The organism is Microcystis sp. LE18-22.4A, from assembly GCF_027531105.1.
GTDB lineage: Bacteria > Cyanobacteriota > Cyanobacteriia > Cyanobacteriales > Microcystaceae > Microcystis > Microcystis aeruginosa.
The window spans coordinates 1-3,986 of sequence record NZ_JAPZRB010000406.1; the positions used below are offsets into that span (position 1 = coordinate 1).

6 protein-coding genes and 1 pseudogene are annotated in these 3,986 nt (G+C 40.5%); 2 read left to right on the forward strand and 5 right to left on the reverse strand.

Annotated elements, in window-relative coordinates; genetic code table 11:
• The coding region (locus tag O9295_RS17950; RefSeq protein ID WP_288034275.1) for a transposase family protein at positions 1-316 on the forward strand (316 nt) is incomplete at its 5' end.
• A gap of 678 nt (positions 317-994) precedes the next feature.
• Here O9295_RS17950 and O9295_RS17955 read toward each other — a convergent pair.
• Positions 995-1,807 (reverse strand): C1 family peptidase, encoded by an 813-nt coding sequence (locus O9295_RS17955; protein ID WP_288034278.1) that lies wholly within the window; start codon positions 1,805-1,807, stop codon positions 995-997.
• Positions 1,808-2,080: 273 nt separating this feature from the next.
• On the opposite strand from O9295_RS17955, the pseudogene O9295_RS17960 reads away from it, so the two are divergent.
• Positions 2,081-2,224: pseudogene (locus tag O9295_RS17960) on the forward strand (transposase); the annotation flags it as partial.
• Here the strand turns inward: O9295_RS17960 and O9295_RS17965 are convergent.
• The 4 genes from O9295_RS17965 to O9295_RS17980 all read right to left on the reverse strand — a co-directional run bounded on the left by O9295_RS17965 (position 2,158) and on the right by O9295_RS17980 (position 3,750).
• Positions 2,158-2,391, reverse strand: a complete 234-nt coding sequence (locus O9295_RS17965; RefSeq protein ID WP_052588157.1) for a hypothetical protein — start codon at positions 2,389-2,391, stop codon at positions 2,158-2,160. The pseudogene O9295_RS17960 and the gene O9295_RS17965 sit on opposite strands and share 67 nt — an antisense overlap.
• Before the next feature lie 89 nt (positions 2,392-2,480).
• The gene (locus O9295_RS17970) at positions 2,481-2,699 is read right to left on the reverse strand and encodes a type II toxin-antitoxin system HicA family toxin (protein ID WP_002764516.1); all 219 of its coding nucleotides are present in this window, start codon (positions 2,697-2,699) and stop codon (positions 2,481-2,483) included.
• Between the two features lie 19 nt (positions 2,700-2,718).
• Positions 2,719-2,961 (reverse strand): type II toxin-antitoxin system HicB family antitoxin, encoded by a 243-nt coding sequence (locus O9295_RS17975; protein ID WP_288028122.1) that lies wholly within the window; start codon positions 2,959-2,961, stop codon positions 2,719-2,721.
• 198 nt (positions 2,962-3,159) lie between these two features.
• Positions 3,160-3,750, reverse strand: a complete 591-nt coding sequence (locus O9295_RS17980; protein ID WP_288034280.1) for a DUF3782 domain-containing protein — start codon at positions 3,748-3,750, stop codon at positions 3,160-3,162.
• Positions 3,751-3,986: the final 236 nt, after the last annotated feature.

The following is a 3,986-nucleotide window of genomic DNA, read 5'->3' on the forward strand; positions in this document are numbered from 1 at the left end:
TGGGAAAGGTAGAGGTCATGATTTTAGTTTATTTAAAAAAAGTCGAGTTCGTTTTCATCCTTTAACTACCAGCATAGAAGACAGTGGTTATCAGGGAATAGCTGCATACCATAGTAATAGTTATACACCGAAAAAGAAATCAAAAAATAGAAAATTAACAGAGTTAGAAAAAGAGTATAACAAGGCTTTAGCCAAAGAAAGGATTATCATTGAACCTATAAATAGGAAACTCAAAATCTTGAAAATCTTATCCTGTAAATATCGGAATCGTCGTCGAAGATATAGTTTAAGAGTTAACCTGTTGGCGGCTATTTAGGGTTTGCTGAAAAAGTTTTTCCTGGGGGCAGGGTGTGGCCCCCAACCCCCCCGACATCGGGGGGGCAGGGGGGGTGTGGGGTTTTACCGGTTTTGAGGTGGCCAATTACCTAATTTTCAGGGAAAAAGTCCCTGAATTTTCCCCCTGATCACTCCCATGCCGGGTACTTTTTGATTGACAAAAAGTCTAAAAGTCTTACCCAACAAGGTTTTTAGATTTATTCAGCCAACCCTATTTATAACTATGAGTTAGGGATAGGTATAGCAGCTTCTTAAAAGTTGCCAAACATTAATCCAGTGAAGGAGAATTGTAATTAGTCAGGAGAATTTATTCTCAATTTTTATAATTGAGATAGTTTGTGCTGCTTAAATAAAGAGGTTTTGACAACCAAATTAAAGCATATCTAAAGAGTTTTGGCTTAAAAGTTAAACTTCAGGTTTTCATCCAGAACAAATGCACTAATTAACTAATTTTCCCAAAAAATTAGTTAACCCACCACTATAACATATAATTAATTTGTAAGAGTTCTAAAGTAGATTTGCGTTGAAACATGGAAGTTTTGAGTTAGAAATGAGAGTTGGGAAGCAGGTCAGATAAGCTTTATCACCCCTGCTCTCCAGAAAACAGTCGCGTTTAATCAGATTTCCCTATCTCCTCAAGATAGAGTTTTGAGATAGCCTACGGTTCATTTTCAACTTGACGAATCGTCCAGAAATCGTCAGCTAGGTTATCGTCCAACAGATAGGCATAGGGCATGGTAAAATAGCCTTGCATACCCCAGTTTTTACCCCAGGAATTGCGGACGATAAACCGCCGTTGGCTATCATCATAACCGACGGCTAACACGGCATGACCCCCCAATAATTGTTCATTGGGAGACGGCATGGGGACGCGACCTGTTTGTGCCACCTCTTGACTTTCAAAGCTCTCGTAAACACTGAACCCAAAGACGAAGGGATAGCCGGATGCCAAACATCCCTTCATCTGATTGAGGTTTCGCACTAGCCGGCTGTAAAGAATTGCTTGGTGTTTAGCGGCGACTTCATAACATTTTGGGGTAGGTTTTTTAAGAAATCTGACCTCATAATCAGGATCGTAGGGCCAGATCCCATCAGGTCCCGGATGCTGTTTGGTTTTCTCCTCTGGACAAGCGCCTTGCTTGCCAACGCTTTTAATGCCATCACGAATCATCGCGCCGCTATCTTCGTTCACAGTCCCTTCCATGACCCGTTCGTTGTAATAAATAAATAGGCGGGAAGGGGTAAAAATATCCGTCAATTTCTGCTTCATTTGATCGAACTCAAGGGCACCAGCAATGGCATTGGCGGTACAACTGCCCAACTGTTCTTGATCGTAGATGTGGGGACAATTGGGACGGAGATCGACCTTGGCTGGTAAAGCTCTCAGTGCTGTAACGGGTGCAGCGTAAAGCAGATCTCGATGATCTGGTAAGTCAGGAACCCATCCATAACGTTTGTTTGTGCGTGTCATTTTTTCAACTCCTGTTTAATCTAAAAAAGATGTGAACTTTCTACTTTGGGCTTGCTGAATAATGGTAAAACCCTTTGAAAATAAAGCTTTTGACCTGTTAAAGTCCGATGTTAGTGCAAGAAAATAGGATTGGGACTTTCAAAAACCTTGCATTATCCTTCTTGTAGTACATCGCTTGGTACAAAAAACAAGGGCAACAAAGCCTGAAACGACCGGCTCCTGACGACCGGCTACTGACTCCTACCCCCAGGAAAAACTTTTTCAGCAGACCCTAGTTATTTTGAGCGAAGGACAACGAATGGGGTGGTCGAGGGAATCAACAATAAACTTAAACTAATAAAACGGAGAGGCTATGGCTTGAGAAACTTTCGGAATTTTTGGGTTAGAAGTATGTTGTCTTGGCATCTTGTCTGTTGATTTAGCGTAAAGGGTAACGAAGAGCCTGATAAACTAGGGGCATGATGTTTCGCTGTTAGCGCAATTATATCTTGAAAAAAACCTTCTAATTCAGATAAGCTTAACTGTTCGACGGCTTCTAGTAAGTCTTCTTTAGATAGTTGGGCTTGAATTTTTATGGTAGGCATTTTCTATGACCTGTTTCATGAAGATCGTCTCTTATTATGTATGATACCCATTATTTCACCCCCATCTAGGGGAATGGCATAAGTTCTAGTTACAATTTCTCCCATTCATCTTTAGAAATTTGAGCTTGTTTTAGAATTCTACTGAGTAAATTAATACTAATATCTGACTGATGAGGATTGGGAAGACGGACTCTTAAGCCATTCTTTTCCATAAATTGGTGTCTTTTCCCTGCGTAGGGACCTTGAAATCCTGCTTTATGGAAAGCTGAAATTAAATTAGAACGAGAAATTGCACCAAAATAAGGCATGATTCAACTTAGATAAATGTTAGGCGACTAAATCTATTTTTAAAGATAAACCGTCAAATTCTGGCAATTGATGACCTAATTTAATTGCCAATAATATCCATTCTTCTAAGACTTCTAAGAGTTCCCGACGACAAGCTTCTAGGGTTTCTCCGGTTGCCCAAACTCCCGGAGCATTGGGAATGTTGCCATAAAATCCCTCATTATCCTCTAAAAATTCATAATGGGCTGTTTCCATCGCTTTATTAAGATATTCTTGGATCATAGCTTTCTTTGATTGATTATTTCGTTTTTTCCCAGTATAACATAGTAATTTATCCCTTTGAGCGATCGCTACTTCAACCGAATCGCCCGAACTCCTATTTTTCCAAGCCTTTCAGGGCAATGCTTTCAGCCAATCCTTAAAGAAAGTATTAAGAAAACGGGAAGGGGGGAAAAAAATTATGATGGGAGCATCATTCTTTTACCATAACTTAGGCTCAAAGCCAGAATCATTAATTATTTCTACTGTTTCTCCCGATGGTTTAATCACAAATAAACCTTGTTTATAGGCATAACGATCTACTCCTTCATCTATTTCTATTCCTGCCACTGCACCATAAGCTTGATAGTTCTTATAGTGGGGAAATGCTTCTTTAAATCGACTTAATTTTTCTAGAAATTCATTAACATCATCTTTCGATAAACGAGACTTACATTCGACTAAAACTACCTCGGTTTCATCGACGGCTAAAATATCAATCTCCATGGCGATTCCTTGGCGTTTTACCCTGGCGCGACTGTAGGTTTCTTTGACATCGATACCCTTCGCACGAAATAGGCGAATAACCGCAGGTTCCACTAATTCCTCGACAAATCTTCCCCAGCGAGTGGTTAAACTATCCACCGCACGACTGGTATTTGCCACTGTTTTCTCTAGCTGTGCTAAACGGCGATCGGCTTCGGCCTTGGCTTCGGCCGCCCGGCGATCGTATTCTTGGCGTGATTGTTCAAACTTTTCGTTAGTTTTCTCGAAAAGTTTATAGATATCTTCGATGGTAATCGGTTGAGACATAGTTATTTACTTTAATCCTCCTTATTTTACTGATTACTATAATTGTACTACCAAATTACCAGTCATTTTTTGGACAGGTGTTAATTCACTGAAACATTCATCGGAAATTTTGGGTCTGAAACCCCGCCGTTCTAGGTTGGCTTTACGTTAGAATTAAAAGGCCAGTCTCGAAAACCAAGTGGACGGCGCAGCACCTTGAAAACTCGGCTTAGGGGGTTCCGACCAGAAAAGCTTGG

Bases quoted from the DNA above. Each gene is read 5' to 3' on its own strand.
- O9295_RS17955 (WP_288034278.1), bottom strand. From the start codon at position 1,807: ATGACACGCACAAACAAACGTTATGGATGGGTTCCTGACTTACCAGAT.
- O9295_RS17965 (WP_052588157.1), bottom strand. From the start codon at position 2,391: ATGCCTACCATAAAAATTCAAGCCCAACTATCTAAAGAAGACTTACTA.
- O9295_RS17970 (WP_002764516.1), bottom strand. From the start codon at position 2,699: ATGCCTTATTTTGGTGCAATTTCTCGTTCTAATTTAATTTCAGCTTTC.
- O9295_RS17975 (WP_288028122.1), bottom strand. From the start codon at position 2,961: ATGATCCAAGAATATCTTAATAAAGCGATGGAAACAGCCCATTATGAA.
- O9295_RS17980 (WP_288034280.1), bottom strand. From the start codon at position 3,750: ATGTCTCAACCGATTACCATCGAAGATATCTATAAACTTTTCGAGAAA.